Source organism: Streptomyces sp. NPDC054834 (genome assembly GCF_053611185.1).
In genome coordinates this window covers 92,623-111,036 of sequence record NZ_JBSGZV010000030.1, presented here as the reverse complement: position 1 = coordinate 111,036, position 18,414 = coordinate 92,623, and the positions used below count along the sequence as shown (strand labels likewise).

Sequence of the window (18,414 nt, the reverse complement as noted above, 5' to 3'; positions counted from 1 at the left end):
GCTGGACCGGCACCTGCACCACCTGCCACCAACCCCTGCCCAGCGGCATACACACGGCACCAAGATCGAGACAGACCTAACGGAGTCCTACTAGTCGGTAGCGCTGAATCGCAGCTTCGGCTCTAAGGTGGGAACGCCCTGCTACGACAGGACTGCGGGGCCCGGGCGGCCCTTCGCCGTGCGCCCTGGTCAAGGGCCACCTCCCGCTCCGCCCACGATCCTGCAAGGTCGAGTTCGGCCTGCGTCCCGGGCGGGGCACGGCCGGATTAGCGGTAGGGCTGCGGCCGACGGACGCCGCAGTGCATGGTGCCCGTCGGCGGGTCCCCGCGCAGTGGCCGGACGCGGCCGTCGGCGGGCGACGGCCGCTAGTGTACGAAGGAACAGCCACTGTCGGCTCCGGATACGCAGGATCCGCCGGCACTGTTCCGCCGTATATGCGTGGGCGGACCGCACGGCGCCCGGCAGCGCTCCGTCACCGGGTGTCGCGCGGGCGAGGGGCCTACCGTGGGAAATGGTCCCGGCGTCGGCCCCGCCGACCGGCCGGTCGTTCACGCCGGGGGCGGAAGGAGGCACGAGATGTCCGATGCGATACGGGACACCACGGCCCGGCGCGTACGACATTTCGTCGACGCCGGATATCCCGACGCCGAGCCCGTCGAGGCGGCGGTGGAGGGAGCCGTCTACCGACTCGGGGACGGAACGGTGGCCAAGGTGTGGGAGCGCCGACGGGGATCCGAACTGCGGTGGATGCAGCGTTTCTACGCCGATGCCGCGGCGCACCTGCCGTTCGGCGCCCCGGAGATCCTCGCCGTCGAGGACATCGACGGTGTCCCGATGACCGTGGAGCGGGAGCTGACCGGCGAGCCCTTGGCGGGCAGGATCCGCACCGACGACCCGGACGAGGTGCTGCCCGAAGCGGTCGACTGCCTGGTCGGCGTGCTGCGCGCCCTCGCGGACGCCCATGACGTCGACGAGGTCAAGCACCTTCCTGTGCTGGACGAGGAACGCCCGCTGTGGGAAGGCCACACCACTTTCGGATCCGCCCTGGCGGACCTGGTGGACCGGCGGGTCAGCCGGTGCGCGGACCGGCTCGCCACGCATGTCCGCGATTTCGAGGACACGCGCGCCCGGCTGCTTCGGAAGCTGCGCTCGCTGCCCCGTACCGACGAGGCGGTCGTCCACGGTGACGTCTTCCCGGAGACCGTGCTGGTGGACGACGACCTGCAGCCGCTCGCCCTCGTGGACTACGGCTTCCTGTCCACGGGCGGGGACCCCCGGTTCGACGCCGCCGTGGCCGCGGCCATCTTCCCGGCGGGCACCGAGCACGCCCCGGAGATCACCCGGCAGCTCACCACGCGGTTCGCCGACGAGTTCGGCTACGCGGTCGACGACCTCCTGCTGTACCGGGCCGCCTATGCGATGGCCACGAGCGACGCCTTCGCGCCGGGCGGCGGTGACGAGCACTTCGCCTGGTGCGTCACCGTGCTCGAGGACCCGGCCGTCGCCGAGTCCCTGCACCGGTGACGCACCGCGGGCAGCCGGGCGGCCGGGAAGTTCCGGTGACGGTGTGTGCGGTGCCCTACGATCCCGAGTGGATCTAGGGGCACATGGACCTGGGGGTCGAGCGGCCGTTCTCTCTGCCGACGACGCCCGAGGAGGCCACGAAGACAGCGGGTGGATGGTCGAGCGGAAGGTCGGGGTTCCAAGCAGTCAGGCACTGTGCGCTTGGTACAAACAGCGGCTGGGGTAGCGCCGTCAAGGGCCAGAACCGCCAGGACCCAATGACCTTCTCGCGTTGGTGCGGGACGCCAGACCAGCGGGTGACGAGGACAGGAATCGTCACCCGGACGACGTCGCCAACCCGGTCGTCGTCCGCGGCACCAAGGAGGCGGAGGAACACCTGCGGGGTGACGTCGACGTCGGCGTAGGCCCGGTGGCGGGCGGCCGGCTGCGCGATGGCGAAGTGCGCCAGCAGGGCGACGACGCCGACGGGCTACCCGGCGCAGCCCATCGAAGTCGCTGCTCTCGCCCTGCGCTGCCCGGACGGTGGCCGTATAGAGCGCCCCAGCACGGGGCGACCAGCGTGCTCGGCGGCGGCGCGGACCCGCGGGGCGAACGCGGGCGGCCGGATGAGGGAGGTAATACGGCCGGCCTCCGTCCACGCGGCTAGATGTCGAACAGCCCGCCCTGGACAGGGAGCGGCTCGAGGTATCAAGGCCAGCGGGGGCCCTGTACGAGCGGCTGGGCTGGGCGCTGATGGCCACAGTCGAGCAGCAGTGGAGCCCGCATCAGAAAGTGGCCATCCGCTGTTACGCAGCGCCATCATGACATCGTCAGTCATAGCAACTCGTTGATGGCCGCGATGAGGACACTCGCTTCGTAGCGAACTGCGAGCTTCTCGTATCTCGTGGCCACGGCGCGGTGCCTCGTGAGGCGCTTGATCCCACGCTCGACCGCATGCCTTGCCTTGTAGTCCTCCGGGTCGAACTGCGGTGGCCGGCCGCCGTGCCCGGCTCGAGCTAGGAGAACAAGCACTCGTACATGTGCGAGCGCCCCGTCTTGGGTGAAAGGGGAGCTGTCGCAGTCATCGCCGTTCCTCCGGATCACTGCAGGTGTGACGTGAAGCGGCACTCTCCTTCGCTGCCGGTATGTCAACGGTCGTGTTCTGTTGCAGCCCAGCGGCTGTGCCCCGCGGGGTTGGTGGGGCACAGCCGGCAGGTGGTGGTCAGGCAGCCAGGGCTTCGCGGCCGCGTCGGCTGCGGCGGAAGGTGATGTCGGTGAAGGTTTTGCGCCAGGCATCGGGGTCGATGCAGTACAGGGCGACCAGGGAGGTCAGGCATGATCCGATGAGGTGTTGCTGGACGCCGTTCCAGGAGTGGACTTTTGGGCCGCACTCCTCGTCGCAGGTGAGCAGTCCTTTGATGCCGTGGAGGGCGTGGATGGCTTCTCCGGCCTCGCGGGCGAGGTTTCCGACCGCGAGGATCGGCAGCTCGTGCGCGGGCAGCCCGCTGGCGTCTTCGGTGTAGGTCCTGGCCAGTTCCTCTGCGGCGTCGAGGAGTTGCTTCTCCCCAGTGAAGGTGTCGGCCAGAGGGCTGTTGATCTCGGCGAGCTTGTGGCGTACGCCGGTGACCAGGGTCTCGCGCCAGCCGTCGGGGTCGATGTAGTGGAGCGCGATGAGGGAGGCGAAGAAGGCGCCAGTGCAGTCGTTGCTGACGCCGTCCCACGTGTGCTCGCCATGGGGGTCGCACGTCTTGGCGCACTTGTGCATGAGGCCCTTGACGCCCTGGAGGGCGTGCATGGCCTCGCCGGCTTCCTCGGCCGGTTTAGCGATCTGGAGGGCCAGCAGCTCCTCGTGGGGCAGGTTCATGCCGGCCGACGCGCAGACGCCGGACAGGGCGTCCACGACGGCGAACATCGTGCCGTTCTCGAGTAGATCCACGGGGTACTCCTTCGGGTCGGATGGCCGGGCCGCTTCGTTGTACGGCCTGGGGGCTACTTGTCGGGCCGCCCGATCTGGTGCACGGTCCAGCCGGCTGCGCGCCAGCGGGCGGCATCGAGGGTGGTGCGGCAGTCGACCATCAGCGGCTGGGCCGCGCGGCTGGTCAGCCGCGCGGGGTCGGCCAGCCGGTATGCGGGCCATTCGGTGGCCAGCACCACGGCGTGGGCTCCGTCGACGGACTGCTCCAGGTCGTCGGTGTATTCGAGTTCGGGGTTGCGGTGCATGGCGGTCCGGACGGCCTGAGGGTCGTGCACGGTCACCAACGCACCGGCCTGGTGGAGTGCCTGCGCGAGCGCGAGCGCGGGGGACTCACGGACGTCGTTCGTGCCGGGCTTGAACGCGGCCCCCCACACGGTGATCGCCAAGCCTGCGACCGGACGGCCGAGCGCCTTGGTCACGAGTCCGACCGCCATGGCCGTCCGCGATTCGTTGACCTCCTCGGCGGCGCGCAGCAATGTGGCGGCCCTGTCTGCGCCGAGCTGCCTGGCGGAGGCGGTGAAGGCGCGGACGTCCTTGGGGAGGCAGCCGCCGCCGTAGCCGATGCCGGGGGACATGCTGCCGCGTCCGATACGGGCGTCGACTCCGAGGATTTCTACGATCTGCGAGACGTCGCCACCGGCAGCCTCGCACATGTCCGCGACCCCGTTGATGTAGGAGATCTTGAGTGCGAGGAAGGTGTTGGCGGCCCCCTTGGCGAGTTCGGCGGTCGCCGGATCGGTGATGAACAGGGGAACGCCCGTTGCTTCCAGAATCGGGGCGTAGACGTCCCGGATCGCCTTCTCCGCCGCGGTGGTCGTCAGCCCGGCGACGATCCTGTCGGGGCGCAGGCTGTCCTCGACCGCGTGGCCTTCGCGCAGGAACTCCGGGTTCCACACGACGTCGACCTGCTCGCCGGCCGGGGCCAGGCGCTGGAGGAGGTGGGTGAGCTGGAGGGTGGTGCCCACGGTGACCGTGGACTTCCCGACGATCGTGCAGGGCCGGGTCAGGTGGGGGACGAGCTGGCGGACGGCGCCGAAGACCTGCCTGGTGTCGTAGGAGCGGCCGTCGGAGTCGATGGGCGTGCCGACGCCGAGGAAATGCAGGTCGGCGAAGTCTGCGGCCTCTTGCGCGTCGGTGGTGAAGCGCAGCCGCCCGCTGGTGGTGTGCTTCGTGAGGAGTTCGGGCAGGCCTGCCTCGTAGATGGGGCACTCGCCGGCGTTGAGCCGGTCCACCTTCGCGTGATCGGTGTCCACACCGATCACCTCGTGGCCGATCTCTGCCATGGCAGCTGCGTGGGGGATACCGAGGTGTCCGCAGCCGATTACCGAAACGCGCATTGCCGTCCTTGATGGGTGGTTGTCGTAGGGGCGCACGGGGGTGTGCGCCCCACGACGCTATCGGCCCTGATTCAGGGGGAGTTGAGCTTTGGCCACGGGCCGGTCAGAGGGTGACGCCGAGAAGGTCGCACAGCCGGGTCAGGGCGGGGATGGCCTCTGAGCGGACGACGACGTCGTCTTCGCGGGCGCCCTCGATCGGGTACTCCTTGAAGGACCCGTTCTCCATCAGCCCTTCGGGGTCCAGGAAGAAGATGCGCATGCCCCGCTGCCGGGCGCGGGCCTGAACCGCCCGCCGGTCCGCGTGCAGTCCGACTACCAGCAGGGCCTTGGCCTCGTCGCGGAGCGGCACCGGCGGGATCTTCTGGTCGTAACGGCGGACGAACACCTCCGGCAGGCCCGCGCGCGCCGACAGTGTGTCGAAGTTGTGGGTGATGACCGGACCGACCATGTGTCCGGCGTCGTGCAGCGCTTTGAGGGCTCGATGGGCGGGCGTGGGCTCGGCGACGAAGCACGCGGCGAACATTCGTGTGAGGTCCTCGGCCTTGCCCGGGGCGTCGAGAAGCATTTCCTGCACGAGGGTGTCGGCCTGCGGGCTGAGGGTGAAGGCGTGCGTCTGCGTCAGTGCGTTGTCGCGCCGGTCGGTGACCCGGTAGACCTCGTGGAGGTAGTGCAGGGGCATGATGCCCGCCTCGATGGACGTCCCACATCCGACTTCCACCTGGAAGGGAAGGAAGTCCAGCAGGCCGGTCAGGTCCGCAGCGTACGCCGGGTTGCCCCGCCGCTCCTTGACGCGGATTCCGCTTGCGAGGACGTCCCATGGCAGGTTGCGCAGGGCGCGCGGCGGGACGCTGTAGCCCTCGGAGACGAACCGGACGTCCAGGCAGCGGAAGCCGTCGGGTGCCTCGCGGCCGGCGCGTTCGTCCTGGGGGTGCACGTCGTATTCGGTCACGGTGGCGACCAGGTCACCGCGGTGCCAGCCGTCCAGGTACTGCTTCCACCGGCCCTCTGCGAGCCAGCCCTGGATGTGCTTGGCATAGGTGCTGATCTCCTCGGCCGGGGCCCTGAACGACACGTACAGGTACAGCTCCGCCAGGACCATCCGCGGCACGGGGAATGTGTAGTCGAGGCCGTAGTCGTAGCGGTAATGGACGATGCGGCGGCGGCCGGCAAGGTCCTCTGTCCATCCGGACTGCGCTGCGTTGGCAGGGTCCTGCGTGCGTCGCCAGATCCCTTCCTCGATGCTGCGGGGTCGCTCATGGCCGTTGCCGGCGAAGTGCTCGTTCCAGGTTCTCACCTGTGAATCAGACAATTGCTCGATTACCGAGTGGGGGAGGTATAAGGACGCGGCCATGGAGGTCTCTCCTTCACGATGGGTGTGGTGGACGACAGGACGGTCCGGGGGATCAGTCCGTCTCGTCGGTGATGCGGAGGCTGCAGGAGACGGGGCTCAGACGCGATCGAACAGGCGCTCACGGTCGACGTCGGTGACCCGTCTGCGGTCCTCGTAGATCTCGGTCCAGGCGACGTGCGCGTCGTGCCGCACCATGGCGTCGCGCAACTCCTACTCGGAAGCAGGAGAGTTCTGGGGAGTCGTCACATCGGGGACGGTATTCATGGGCGATCTCCTTCTCGGCGCCCGGGCGCCAAGGGGGGAGTGGGCTGGTGGTGCAATGGCCGGCGCGGGACGCCGCGCTTCAGAAAGGGGACGCCGCCCCGCGCCGGCATGAAGAACCGCTCGACGGTCCGATGAGTCACCTCAAGACCAGCCCTTTGGTTGGTTCAGGCGACCGACCGGTGCGGCGGGATGACCCGATCATCCGGGAGTAGTTCGCCGGTGTCTTCGAAGTGGATCACCCCGTTGCACAGCGCTGCCCACTCCTGGGCGGGGGCGTGCGTGATGGCCTTGGCGGCCTCACGGTCTGAAGCCTGGTCGCTGGGACATGGGGGATCATGCCAGCACATGCTGCGCGTCCTTTCGGATGTGCTGTGCGGTGGGGGACTCTTCAGCGGTTTACAAAGCCGTAGGGGATGGTGGCGGTTGGCCGGGCGGTCCAGGCCTCAGAAGGAGAGGTGTTGGGACGCCTTGCCGTGCCAGGCGGCCAGCGGCAGGTTCCACCCCCACTCGGCTGTGTGCGACCCGGGAAGGAAAACCCCGCCGTACACGGAGATCAGGAGATGGAGCTCAGCACGGAGCCGAGGAGCGTTTCGTGTGGTGCGGGGCCGGGCCGGAAACGGTCCAGGAGCTCGCGCAGCGGCATAGGCGGTATCAGACGGTCGCCGCGCATGCGGCGCCTCCAGAACACCCCGGGCGGCTCCGTCTGCGGCAGTGGCGGCAGGGCGAGCTGGTAGGGCTGGCCCAGGCACGCACCGTAGCGGTGCGGGTCCCAATGGGTGCTGGTGCCGGGCGGGACGAGCCAGATCAGCCATCCGCGCTCGGGGTCCTCGATGACGGGGCCGCAGGCATCCGGGTTGTCCTGTTGCTCGGTGCGCTGGATCTTGTCGAGCATCGCCACCACCCCGTAGGCCTCGGGGCCGCTTGCGGTGACGACTATGTCGAACAGGTGGCCGCCGAGAGGGAGGATGAGGTCCCCGCCGCGCTGGAAGGTCATCAGCCGTCGGACGCGGTCGGCCAGAGTCCCCATGTCCGGGGCCACCTCGCCGGGCGTTCCCCAGGGTTTGGGCTGGGCGAAGACGGCTTCCGGGGCGGGCGGACGTTCCTGTGCCGGTTCGGCCTGCGGAGCGCGGCGGGGAAGCTGGGTGGTTGTCACGCCGGTGCCTGTCACGCCGGTGCCTCCCAGGCGGCGGGGATGATGGCCCGGACCGTCTTGCCGACCACCTGGTCCGCGTCGTCCTTTTTCACATCCCATGACAGGCGGCCCTGGTAGTGACGCACCCACCACAAACCGTTGGGGGGACTCTGCGGTGCGGGGTCGGCCGTTGCGGCCTGGTCGAAGTCGGGGAATGCGGGAAGCGCGTCCGAGACTTCGATCAGCAGTGCATCGGTCTTCGGAAACAGAGCGAACCGGAGGCTGATACAGCCGTCAGGGAAGGGCCGGCCGTGTCTGAAGGCGTTATCCACGAGCTTGTCGGCGACACGGGCCGCCGCGTCAACGTTCCCCCTCCACCCCCACGTCGTGAGCAATGGACGCGATCGCAGCCGGGCATTCGGGCCGGCACCCTCGTTCGCCGTCAGACTCCACTCCCTACACCGCCGCGCCTCATCCTCAGCCTGTAATGACAGGAGGGCCACCATGGAGCTCACTGGATGCTGCGCCATGGTCAATTCACCTTGTAAGTCAGGCTTGATCGAGGCCGATGCCTCGATATCTTGGCGACTTGGGTCCGCCCCAGGGGCGGTACCGTTCGTCATGTCGACGCTCCTTCAGTTGCTTTGAGCGTGGGCCGTCCCTGGGCCGTGCGCACGGTCGCCGGGGTTAACGCTGTTGGCCCCTCGAGCGTCGCCCGCCACGTGTAGTTGTGGTATGACCGGCGGGGGTTACCGAGGCGGTAATACACTCGTTGCTACTTCGGAACTGCGTGTGACTAGGCATACGATCACTCCGGAAGTTGGCCCCATGGACGCCACCACACCTGGACCGCTCGCTCCCGACGTCCTCGACAGAGACGACGTCAAGCGAGCTCTGGCGGAGCACGACTTCGCAGCGGCCTTCGCTCTCATCAAGAAGTGGGGTGGCCTGTCCCAGAACCGCATCGCGTCGGCTTGCCAGCTCACGCCCGGCAAGGTTTCAACGATCATCAGCGGTCAGCAGCAAGTCACCAGCTTCGAGGTGATTTGTCGCATCGCCGATGGGCTGCGAATTCCCGGGCGCATGGTGGGGCTTGTCGCCAGGCCTTGGGAAGCCAGACCCGATGTCCCAGGCCAGCAGATACCGACCCCGGCCGCACGGTTATCCGCCGGTGACACGTCGTGGCTCCCCGCCGCGATCGTAGAACTGGCCGGAGACCTGACCAGGAGTGACCTTGTGATGGACCGTCGTACAGCCACACGCGCGCTGGCCAGCGCAGCCGTGTCCGGCGCCGCGCTCCTCGAATCCCTCGAGGGATGGCTCCAACCCGTGCCAGCCCCCCAAGCAGACACAAACCACCGGGGCCGTATCGGAATGCGTGAGGTACGGCAGCTGGAAGGAACCGCACGTGCGTTCAGGGCCTGGGACCACCGATACGGCGGAGGCCTCCGCCGGAAAGCCGTCGTCGGACAGCTCAACGAGGTGGCCAGCCATCTGGAAGGCCACCAGGCGCCAAGCGTCGAGCGCGGCCTTTTTCAGGTGATGGCCTATCTCGGGGGCACGGCCGCGACGATCGCCTGGGATTCTGGACTCCAGCGACAGGCGCAGTCGTACTACCTGCTCGCACTTCGCGCTGCCCACGCCGCCGGCGACGCCGCTTTCGGCGCGAACGTACTCGCTGGTATGGCCCGGCAGATGCTGTACCAAGACCGTCCACAAGATGCACTCGAGTTGGTGCACCTGGCCCAAAAAGGCGTGCGCCGAGCTGCGGGATCGCGTCTGCAAGCGATGCTGCATACGCGAGAGGCGTGGGCCTACGCGGCCATGGGGCGTGCAGGTGCCTTCCGACGGGCCACCAGCGAGGCGGCTGAGGCCCTCGCCAAGGCAGAGTCGGACGACGAACCGTACTGGATCGCGTACTTCGACGATGCGGAGCTGTCCGGTGTCACCGGCGGTCGCCTGCTGGACATGGCCCGCAAGGAGCCCCAAGAGCATGCCGATAGGGCTGCGGACTTTATCCGTCGCGCCCTGGCCCGGCGCGGGCCGGAAGAAGCCGGGCGCAGCCACGCTCTCGACACCATCGGCCTGGCGGAGTGCCACTTCCTCATAGGGGATCTGAACGGGGCCGTAGACCACACGCGACGCGCCGTTGAAGCAGCAGCCCTTACCCAGTCGAGTCGCGTGCGGACGCAGCTCAGCCAACTGTATCCGTACACGGTCGGCCGGGGCGCCTCACGGCCGGTGGCAGAGGCCCGGACAATGATCCGCGAAATGTTGTCGCGCTGAGGGAGCAACATGACCACGATTGCCGTGACCGGGCACATGGATCTGACCGAGGACAGCGTGCCTCTGGTGCGCGCCGCCCTGCGAGAGACTTTGACCGCATATGCCGCAGACCTGACCGGGCTCTCTTGCATCGCCAAGGGATCGGATTCACTCTTTGCAGAAGTTGTGGTGGAACTTGGCGGCCGCCTCGTCGCGGTGATCCCCTCCAAGGACTACCGGATGAACAAGGTCAAGGCCGACCACGCTGACACCTTCGACCGCCTCACCGACACCGCCGCCGAGGTCATCGTCTTGGAGCACGAGACGGCGAACCGGTTGGCTTACGAGGGCGCCAACCGCATGCTCCTCCAGCGAGCTGACCGACTCGTAGCCGTCTGGGATGGAACGCCGCCGTCTGGCAAGGGTGGCGGTACGGCGGATACGGTACTGGAGGCTCGCGACGCCGGACTGCCCATTGACGTCATCTGGCCCGAGGGCGCTGCCCGCCGCAGCTGATCAGGCTGGGCTCGGCATCACCGTGTGAGCCGTACGCCGGCATTCCGCCCCAGTCCGCCGCTCAAGCAGGATCCCTTTCTCGACAGACGGTCTCGTCTCGCCCTCACCATCCAGCTAGCGCAGCGTAGAGGCCACTTTCACGGCGATGGCGTACATGACAGGGTGAAACCTGTTGGCTACTGATACAGAAGGGTCGGATTAAGTGACTGCGGTGAAGACACCGGCGACAGCGACCCTCACCGGGGCGCAGCGCGTCCTGATCGTGGTGGTGGTTGCAGGAGCGGTGATCATCGCCGGTATCGGCTTCGCCGGTTCGTATGCGGCAGTCCGTGAGCTGGCCGTCAAGAAGGGCTTCGGGAACTTCTCCTACGTCTTCCCGATCGGCATCGACGCCGGGATCTGCGTTCTCCTGGCCCTGGACCTTCTGCTGACCTGGATCCGCATCCCTTTTCCCCTGCTCCGTCAGACGGCCTGGCTCCTGACGGCGGCCACGATCGCCTTCAACGGCGCGGCAGCCTGGCCGGACCCGCTGGGCGTGGGCATGCACGCGGTCATTCCGGTCCTCTTCGTTGTCGCGGTCGAGGCGGCCCGGCACGCGATCGGCCGGATCGCCGACATCACGGCCGACAAGCACATGGAGGGCGTCCGCCTCACCCGCTGGCTCCTCTCGCCGGTCCCGACCTTCCTCCTGTGGCGTCGTATGAAGCTGTGGGAGCTCCGCTCCTACGAGCAGGTGATCAAGCTCGAACAGGAACGCCTCGTCTACCAGGCCAGCCTTCGCTCCCGCTTCGGCCGTGCCTGGCGCCGGAAGGCGCCGGTGGAGTCGCTGATGCCGCTGCGCCTGGCCCGCTACGGCGTCCCCCTTGCCGAGACGGCCCCGGCCGGCCTGGCCGCCGCCGGTATTGACGAGCCGCCGATCCAGTTCACCGTCGAGCGGACCCTGGTTCCGGCACAGCGGCCAAGCCCCGAACTCGAAGCCGCCGTCGGCCAAGAGCAGGAACCCGCGAAAGTGGGCGGCGCGGAGGCCCAGTCCCTGGAGCAGCCGCGAACCGCGCACCATGAGCAGCCGCATGACCTCGCGGACGAAGGGAATGCCCAACACCTCGCAAGCGCCTACCAGGACTGGATGGCCGCCTTCGGATTCGAGCCCACCAGGGCGCAGTTCGCTCTGTGGCTCCAAGACCAGTACGGCATCGCCACCGGGGCCGGCGGACCGCTGTCCGACGAGCAACTCGAACCCCTGCTGCGTCTCCTCAAAGAACGTCACACCCTTTCAGCTGAGAACGACACCGCACCTCAAGCCCCGCAGGACGCGGACGACGGATGGGGTGACTACTTCTACAACGCCTGGCTCGCCTACGCGCAGGAACAAGGGGCCTGCCCCGATGCCGCCGCCCTGGCCACGTACGTCTACGAGCGGGACCAGATCACCGGCGGCAACGGCCAGCCCATCACGGGTGAAGACCTGGAGGACTTCGTCTCCGCCTTCAGGCAGCGCGAGTTCGACGAGACGGAGCCGCCCGCCGCCGAGGAAGCCACCGAGGCCTCCGTACAGGAGCGACCTGACGATCCCCTCACGAACGAGGCCGAGCCTGAGGAGACACCCGCCGGCGCGGGCGCGCACCCCGCTAAGGAGAAGCGCAGTCCCAGGGTGAGCGCCCCCATCGACAATCCGCCGGGCGAGGATCACGCGACAGGGGAGCCTGCCGTGCTCACCACCGTCGACCGCTACTACCTCGCCTGGACGGAGTACCAGACCGAGCACGGCGAGGAACCCAAGGCCGAGCAGCTCTCCGCCTACCTTGCAAGCAAGAAGGGCATGACCGGCCGCGGCGGAAAGCCGGTCAGCCCGTCCACCCTGCGCCGCTATCTCTTGCCGTTCCGTGTCTACAACCTATGGGCCGAGCATCGGGTGCGCAGCGACGCACCGTCGCTCGATGTCATTGCGAAGGAGTGCGCAGCCCACGGGATCACCGCGCAGCACAACAAGCCCCTCACCACCGACTACATTGCCGAACAGGCTGTCGACTTCGAGCGGCGCTGGCATACACTCACCCGCCACCACGCGCAGCCACAGGGTTGAGAAACCATGCCCAGCTCACCAACTGCGCACGATGCGGGCCTATTAGAAGCCGTATCTCAACCGATCATGGAACGTGTGGTTCGAACAGGCTTCCCGCCCGGGTGATCTTCCCGTTGTACGCGCATGAAGACAGAACCTCTCGGTAGCCCGGGGATGCGAATCTGACCGAGCAGTGCCGGGAGGCCAAATGGGCGGGGTGGACGCCCCGAGGGCTACTGCCACCGCCAACTGCTGGACGCGATCCCCTACCTGGCCGCGGGCGGGATCTCCTGGCGGGCGATGCCCGCGGACTTTCCCGACTGGGGCCGGGTCTGCGCTTTCTTCCGCCGCTGGCACGAGCACGGGCTGATCACCGAGTTCCACGACCGGCTGTGCGGGAAGATCCGTGACTGCGAAGGCCGCGAGGCCGAGCCCACTGCGGGGATCATCGACGCCCAGTCGGTGCGGGCCGCCGCGACGGTGCCGGCCGCCTCACGCGGCTACGACGGCGGAAAGAAGGTGCCGGGCCGCAAACGGCACATCGTGACCGACACGCTGGGCCTGCTCCTGGTCGTTGCGGTCACCGCCGCGAACATCGGCGACCGGGACGCCGCGGCAGGACTGCTGACCCGGCTGTGCCGTCTGCACCGCGACATCACCCTCGTCTGGGCCGACGGCGGCTACACCGGCGGCCTCGTCGACTGGTGCCGGGACAACCTCGCCCTGACCTTGGAGATCGTCAAGCGCACCGAGGACATGACAGGGTTCGTGGTGCTCCTCAGACGCTGGGTGGCAGAGCGCATGTTCGCATGGTTGGTGAACTCCCGCCGTCTGGCCCGGGACTGCGAGACGTCGCCGTCGATGCGGCCCAGCAGCCGCCGTATCGTCGCCTCCGCCGGCGGGCACCGGTTCGGGGACAGAGCGGGTCGGGCCGTACGCCAAGGCGCCCAGGACGGGCAGCGGGGCGTTGCTGATCCACTCACCCCCGCCAGCAGGGAGGTCGATCCGGTCATAACCGCGCACGCGGTCAGCGTGAGCACGTCGACCAGAGTGTGCCGTACGCCGCGCGGATCGCGAGGGTCGGGAACCTCGGCCAGTCGCTCCAGCAGGCCCGGGATCTCCTCGGGCACGGCCTCGGGATGCTCGCGGAGTTGGTCAGAGGCAGGCGGGGTCGGCGATGATGCGTCGGCAGGCACGGTCTTCCACTAGGGTTACGGGGCGTCGAGAACTCCATGATCTTGGAAGGGCGCGTCAGTCAGCTGCGGCGTCCTCGGGCTCCCAGCGCAGCAGGTCGCCTGGCTGGCACTTGAGCACCTCGCAGAGCGCGGCGAGGGTCGCGAAGCGCACCGCCTTGGCGCGGCCGTTCTTGAGTACCGCCAGGTTGGCGGGTGTGATCCCTACGCGGTCCGCGAGCTCGCCCACGGACATCTTCCGCCTGGCCAGCATCACGTCGATGTCGACGGCGATCGGCATCAGATCACCTCGTCCAACTCGGCCTGCATCTGCGCCGCTTCGATGTCGCGCGCGACGGCCTGGGCGAGCAGCATCCGCAGCAAGAGAACGATGAGCGCGACCCCCAGGATGGCCACGCCGACCCCGCCCATGATGACGGTGACGCCCGGGTCGTCCCGCTGGCCCGGCGCATTGATGGCCGTGACCGCGAACCACACGAGGGCAGCCGCCACGATCGCGCCGATCACGCCGTCCACGTACCGGAAGGCGGCGTGGGAGAACACGGTTCCGTGTCGCACCATCGTCACCAGCCGCCATACGCAGACCAGGGCGACCTGGACCGACACCATGCCCAGGATCGTGATCACGCGCAGCGCGGTCAGCGGGAGCGACCCGTCCTCCGGGTCGCTCCCGCTGACCAATGTCCACACCATCAATGCCTGCACGAACACGGTGCCGGCGAGCACCACCACGAGCAGGGCGCGCAGCGCACGCACGGTCAGCTTTCCCATGCCCCATCCTTCCATCGAATCGCGATCGGAATCTATCGGGAATCGATAGGTGAAGCAAGAGCTGGGACGGCGGGTGGGCGGCAGTTCCGCACGGTGGCGGGACGTCGCCACCTCCTATGGCATGGCGGTTGCGCGTACCGTCTTGATCTTGTCGAAGTCGGCCTCACTTGAATACAAATCGGACGCCATCCGACTACGCCGAAGCCCTGACTGCGACGAAGAGGAACCGTTCCAGACGATGTGGGCCAGGGCCCGTTCTCCCGCGCATGGCCAAACTACCTACTGCTTACCCGTCGCCCGAAGCCGGTGCGCACTCCGCGGTCCGGGATCATATCGGAACGACTGGCGCGGTTGATCAAGGTGTGTTCCTTCCGCGGGCAGTTCTGCACATCCACGGAGACGGGAGCGGGCTCGCGCAGAACTTCGCCGCGTGGGTCCTGGCGAGCGCGTGGCGAGGCGCAGCCTTGTACCCGTTCCATGGGCCGGTCGTGGGCACCGGACGTGCTCAGGACGGGGGATTGGCCGCCCTGGGCGACGAGCTGGTCCAGCACGCATACGCGGTTGCGTGGACCGTTCGGGAAACACTGGGGGAGTGGCGCACACGGCCGCTGGCGTCCAACGCGGCGGCCCTGGACGAGTTGGGCGCCTACGCGGCCCGAGACGTCGCCCCCAGCCCTTAGCGCGCAGCGTGCACTCCTGCGCACCAACCTCAATAACGCTGTGCGCGTCGCCGTGCCCGAGCCGTTGAGGAGTTCGTTGATGAGTTGCGTGGTCTCGATCTCCAGGGAGCAGTCGAGTGCCTGGTTGACCTGTTGGATGCGGGAGATGGCGGTGTGCAGCCCTTGTCGGTTCCCGGCGGCGTATTCGATGCGGAGCCAGTCCCGGTAGAGCAGTTCTGCGGTGTCGTCGACGTCGAGGCCGGTTGCGACGGCCTGGCGGGCGGCGCTGAGGTTGTGGTGGGGTCCCGCGGGCGTGCGGTAGGTGGCTATTGTGTGTGCGACGTCGATGATGCGTGTGGCCATTTCCTGCTGGCAGGGCTCAGCCCAGGGCAGGGCCTTGCTCCCGAATGGCCGGCCGCGCACCAGGGTGAGCGCCTTCTCCAGTCGGTCAGGCCGGAGGTGCCCAGCGGCAGGGCGTGTTCGACGAGTTGCAGGAAGCGGGTCCAGTCACAGCGCACCCCGGGGGCGAGTTGGTACGGGTCGTCACCGGAACTGCGGCGCGGTACGTAGGGGTTGCCGGCGGGATCGTTGCCCAGGGAGCGACGCAGGCCCTGCAGACGGGCGTTGAGGGTGCTGGGGGACCAGGGGCTGATGGGATCCATGTCGGCGCACAGCACGTCCACACTCCGGCCGGGACGGAAGAACAGCAGTGCCGCGAGCTGCGCCATCCGCGGGCCGTGGCCCGTGGGATGCGCTGGTGCCACGAACGGCTCGTGAGGTGGCGGCACATCCGCGCAGCGGTAGATGCCTGGGATTAGTGCGACGCGTGGCCCGCATGCGCTCGTGACCAGCGCAGACATCAGCACGTCGGGAAGGAACTGCCTTGATCTACTGCGGAATCGACTGGGCCGAACGCACCCACGACGTCGCCCTGGTCGACGACACCGGCACGTTAGTGGCCAAGCGGCACATATCCGACGACGCCGTCGGCTACAAGCTGTTGCTGGAGCTTCTCGCCGAGCACGGCGACACCGAGGAGAACCCGATCCCGGTGGCCATCGAGACCTCCCGCGGCCTGCTGGTCGCCGTGCTGCGGACCGGCAAGCGGAAGGTGTACGCGATCAACCCGCTGGCCGCCGCCCACTACCACGACCGGCACAGCGTCTCGCGCAAGAAGTCCGACCCCGGCGATGCCCTCGTCCTGGCGAACATCCTGCGCACCGACATGCACGCCCACCGGCCGCTGCCCGACGGCTCCGACCTCGGCCGGGCGATCGCCGTCCTCGCGCGCGCTCAGCAGGACGCGCTGTGGAACCGGCAGCAGCTCGCCAACCAGTTCCGCTCCCTGCTGCGCGAGTACTACCCCGCCGCTCTGGACGCCTTCGCCACCTGGACCAACGGCCTGCGTCGGCCCGAGGCACGTGAACTCCTCAAGACCGCCCCGACTCCGACACGGGCGGCACGCCTGACCCGCGCCAAGCTCCAGGCCGCCCTCAAGCGGGCTGGCCGCAAGCGCGGCATCGTAGCCTAAGCCGACCGAATCCGAGACATCTTCCGCGCCGAGTGGGCCCACCAGCCGCCGCTTGTGGAGGACGCCTTCGGCAAACAGATGCTCGCCCTCCTCATGCAGCTCGACGCCGCCTGCAACGCCGCCGACCAGCTCGCCGAGGCGGTGGAGGACGCGTTCCCTCAGCACTAGGACGCTGAGATCCTGCTGAGCTTCCCCGGGCTCGGCATCCCCCTCGCCGCCCGGATCCTGGCCGAGATCGGTGACGACGGCACCCGCTTCGCCGACGCCCGGGGACTGAAGGCATACGCGGGCTCCTCGCCCATCACCCGCGCCTCCGGAAAGAAGCCGAGGATCACGCGGCGGTGGGTGAAGAACGACCTCAACCATGCTGGCTACCTCTGGGCCTTCGCCGCTCCGAACGGATCACCCGGGGCCAAGGCCCACTACCGTTCGGCGCCGCGACGAACGCGGAGACTGGCACGCGGCCGCCCTGCGGAACCTGTTCAATCGAATGTTTGGAGCTCTATTACTGTCTTCAGCGGCGCGAATTGTTCGACGAACGCACCGCTTTCCCCGCCGAACTCGCCACCGCCGCTTGACATGTTGGCAACGTGAGGTGTCTGGCGGGCTCTGGCCTGCCACCTCGGCCGCCGCGAGCATATGAGCGACACCGTCCAGGCCGTCGCTGGTCTGCTGTCCCATCAGCAGGCTGCGGACCTGACGTCGGCACGGCAGATGTGAACGCTGGGCCCCGCCGCCATCCGAGACGACTCACTGCCTACCGTGCACGAGCTCGTTAGTGCAGATCCGTGGCCCCAGGCCGACGTCAGAGCAGTATTGAGATGCGCTTCACCTCCCTCGTGAACGGGGAGCACTCCGCAAGATCCCAGCTAGAGGGATTCGTGGTCATGCCAAGAGTGGTCCGCGGCCCGTCGCCGCATCCGGGGTGCGGAACGATGACGGGCCGCAGGCCGAGAGAAGGGGCGGTCAGCCCGCCGCCGGGGAGCTGCCCAGTTTGTCGACAGCCTGGTAGTAGGTCCGGCGGTCGCGTTGCAGGCGGTCAGTTTGGCGCCGGTGTAGGCCGTGCAGACCCTCTTCAGGTCAGCGTAGAGAGCGCTGTCCAGGCGAGCTTTGTTGGCCGCGAACGTTCCTGCCGCCTTGTAGTTGCGGTAACCGAAGTCGTGACGGGCGCAGGGCATCTTGAAGGGGAAGCCCAAGGGGTTGTCGGGGGATGAAGAGCAGTAGTCGGTGCTCCAGTCGAAGGCGTAGGCACTCCAGGCGCCCTGGTTGGCCCGGGCGGCGGCCCAGGCGTCGTAGCTGCTCGCATTGGTCTGCGTCCAACCTGCGAGCACTTGGGGCTTGTCGGCCGGTACGGCCGTGGCCGGCGTGATGGCCAGGGCGCATAAGGCGAGAGCGGCGGATGTCACGGCCGTGGCGACGAGCGGACGGCGCACGTTGGTCCTCCTGCGGCGTTGGTTCCGTGGTCGCCCACAGGCTCGCCGTGGCCAAGGAAGCGCGGGGGCCGTTCTGCTGCGGATCGGGGGCCTTACTAATCGCACAGGGGGGCACTGGGGGCGCTCGCGCGCCAGAAGTGGCGGTATTGCGCTGTGGCCTGGGGTTTGGGGGTGTTTCTGCCGGGTGGCGCGAAGCCGGTGAAGGGGGTCCCAGGGGTGTCGCTCCGGGCCGGTGGGGCCTGCCGAAACCAGAACCTCACGAGAGGGGTCTTATGTCGGCCGCAGGTCGCTTGGTCTGGGTTCCGTCTTGACCAGCCCCCGTGGTAGACGAGCTCGCGCAGGCTTCCCGGTGTTTCCATCTCAGCGGCCCGCCGGTCGGCGGCCAGGTACCGCTTCTCGTAGCGCGGTCTCTGCAGCTGCCT

13 protein-coding genes and 5 pseudogenes are annotated in these 18,414 nt (G+C 68.2%); 7 read left to right on the top strand and 11 right to left on the bottom strand.

What is annotated here, in order from left to right; translation table 11 throughout:
* The first annotated feature begins 576 nt into the window (after positions 1 to 576).
* Together ACWGJM_RS32435 and ACWGJM_RS32430 are read left to right on the top strand one after the other, a co-directional pair.
* Entirely contained in the window at positions 577 to 1,524 is a 948-nt protein-coding gene (locus tag ACWGJM_RS32435; RefSeq protein ID WP_453415300.1) for a phosphotransferase family protein, read from the top strand.
* 696 nt (positions 1,525 to 2,220) lie between these two features.
* Positions 2,221 to 2,328, top strand: a pseudogene (locus ACWGJM_RS32430) (GNAT family N-acetyltransferase); the annotation flags it as partial.
* A 397-nt stretch (positions 2,329 to 2,725) separates the two neighbouring features.
* Here ACWGJM_RS32430 and ACWGJM_RS32425 read toward each other — a convergent pair.
* The 6 genes from ACWGJM_RS32425 to ACWGJM_RS32400 form a co-directional block, all read right to left on the bottom strand.
* Positions 2,726 to 3,439 carry a hypothetical protein gene (locus ACWGJM_RS32425; protein ID WP_453415299.1) on the bottom strand — a complete coding sequence of 238 codons (714 nt, stop codon included), beginning with the start codon at positions 3,437 to 3,439 and terminating at the stop codon, positions 2,726 to 2,728.
* A 53-nt stretch (positions 3,440 to 3,492) separates the two neighbouring features.
* Positions 3,493 to 4,815, bottom strand: coding sequence for a UDP-glucose dehydrogenase family protein (locus ACWGJM_RS32420; protein ID WP_453415298.1), 1,323 nt, complete (start codon positions 4,813 to 4,815; stop codon positions 3,493 to 3,495).
* Positions 4,816 to 4,918: 103 nt separating this feature from the next.
* Positions 4,919 to 6,109, bottom strand: coding sequence for a hypothetical protein (locus ACWGJM_RS32415; RefSeq protein ID WP_453415297.1), 1,191 nt, complete (start codon positions 6,107 to 6,109; stop codon positions 4,919 to 4,921).
* A gap of 485 nt (positions 6,110 to 6,594) precedes the next feature.
* Positions 6,595 to 6,777, bottom strand: a complete 183-nt coding sequence (locus ACWGJM_RS32410; RefSeq protein ID WP_453415296.1) for a DUF5999 family protein — start codon at positions 6,775 to 6,777, stop codon at positions 6,595 to 6,597.
* 206 nt (positions 6,778 to 6,983) lie between these two features.
* Entirely contained in the window at positions 6,984 to 7,598 is a 615-nt protein-coding gene (locus ACWGJM_RS32405) for a hypothetical protein (protein ID WP_453415295.1), read from the bottom strand.
* Positions 7,595 to 8,185, bottom strand: coding sequence for a hypothetical protein (locus tag ACWGJM_RS32400; protein ID WP_453415294.1), 591 nt, complete (start codon positions 8,183 to 8,185; stop codon positions 7,595 to 7,597). The genes ACWGJM_RS32405 and ACWGJM_RS32400 overlap by 4 nt, the downstream gene beginning before the upstream one ends.
* A 205-nt stretch (positions 8,186 to 8,390) precedes the next feature.
* Between ACWGJM_RS32400 and ACWGJM_RS32395 the strand changes: the two genes are divergently transcribed.
* The 4 genes and pseudogenes from ACWGJM_RS32395 to ACWGJM_RS32380 form a co-directional block, all read left to right on the top strand.
* Positions 8,391 to 9,848, top strand: coding sequence for a helix-turn-helix domain-containing protein (locus ACWGJM_RS32395; protein WP_453415293.1), 1,458 nt, complete (start codon positions 8,391 to 8,393; stop codon positions 9,846 to 9,848).
* Between the two features lie 9 nt (positions 9,849 to 9,857).
* Complete coding sequence (locus tag ACWGJM_RS32390; RefSeq protein ID WP_453415292.1) at positions 9,858 to 10,343, top strand: hypothetical protein; 486 nt, start codon at positions 9,858 to 9,860, stop codon at positions 10,341 to 10,343.
* Between the two features lie 211 nt (positions 10,344 to 10,554).
* Positions 10,555 to 12,426 carry a DUF2637 domain-containing protein gene (locus tag ACWGJM_RS32385; protein ID WP_453415304.1) on the top strand — a complete coding sequence of 624 codons (1,872 nt, stop codon included), beginning with the start codon at positions 10,555 to 10,557 and terminating at the stop codon, positions 12,424 to 12,426.
* Positions 12,427 to 12,621: 195 nt separating this feature from the next.
* A pseudogene (locus ACWGJM_RS32380) lies at positions 12,622 to 13,203 on the top strand (IS5 family transposase); the annotation flags it as partial.
* Here the strand turns inward: ACWGJM_RS32380 and ACWGJM_RS32375 are convergent.
* The 4 genes and pseudogenes from ACWGJM_RS32375 to ACWGJM_RS32360 form a co-directional block, all read right to left on the bottom strand.
* Positions 13,086 to 13,535, bottom strand: coding sequence for a transposase family protein (locus ACWGJM_RS32375; protein ID WP_453415291.1), 450 nt, complete (start codon positions 13,533 to 13,535; stop codon positions 13,086 to 13,088). The pseudogene ACWGJM_RS32380 and the gene ACWGJM_RS32375 overlap by 118 nt on opposite strands.
* Before the next feature lie 121 nt (positions 13,536 to 13,656).
* A complete protein-coding gene (locus tag ACWGJM_RS32370; RefSeq protein ID WP_360152031.1) occupies positions 13,657 to 13,878 on the bottom strand; it encodes a helix-turn-helix domain-containing protein in 222 nt (73 codons plus the stop codon).
* Positions 13,878 to 14,369, bottom strand: coding sequence for a DUF2975 domain-containing protein (locus tag ACWGJM_RS32365; protein WP_453415290.1), 492 nt, complete (start codon positions 14,367 to 14,369; stop codon positions 13,878 to 13,880). The genes ACWGJM_RS32370 and ACWGJM_RS32365 overlap by 1 nt, the downstream gene beginning before the upstream one ends.
* 713 nt (positions 14,370 to 15,082) lie before the next feature.
* Positions 15,083 to 15,774: pseudogene (locus tag ACWGJM_RS32360) on the bottom strand (bacterial transcriptional activator domain-containing protein); the annotation flags it as partial.
* A 137-nt stretch (positions 15,775 to 15,911) separates the two neighbouring features.
* Here ACWGJM_RS32360 and ACWGJM_RS32355 point away from each other — a divergent pair.
* A pseudogene (locus ACWGJM_RS32355) lies at positions 15,912 to 17,137 on the top strand (IS110 family transposase).
* Between the two features lie 388 nt (positions 17,138 to 17,525).
* Here ACWGJM_RS32355 and ACWGJM_RS32350 read toward each other — a convergent pair.
* Positions 17,526 to 17,965, bottom strand: a pseudogene (locus ACWGJM_RS32350) (phospholipase).
* Positions 17,966 to 18,414 lie beyond the last annotated feature (449 nt).